General features: G+C 78.0%; 1 pseudogene. It reads right to left on the bottom strand.

The features are described 5' to 3' along the window. A pseudogene (locus AC0IY0_RS28860) lies at positions 1–254 on the bottom strand (DUF1009 domain-containing protein); the annotation flags it as partial.

Genomic DNA, 254 nt, shown 5'->3' with positions numbered 1-254 from the left:
GGGCGAGAGCGCGTCGAGGACCCCGCGCGCGGTACGGATCGACAGGCCGGCATCCCTATCGGGACCCCGGCGTCCGAGCCGGCCCCCCGGGCAGAGCAGGTCCGGCGCGGCCTCGTGGACGCCGAGCACCCGGTGGCCCTCCTCCTCGACCAGCGCCTGGGCGGCGCGCAGGAGCCGGTCGTCGCCCCCGCCGGCGATCGCGCGCTGGGTCTCGCGATTTCGCAAGGCCGCACCGGCATTGAGGAGCGCCGCCC

The organism is Methylobacterium sp. AC315 (assembly GCF_979253755.1).
The sequence above is the reverse complement of the archived record's forward strand: the minus strand, read 5'-3'. Positions and strand labels throughout refer to the sequence as shown.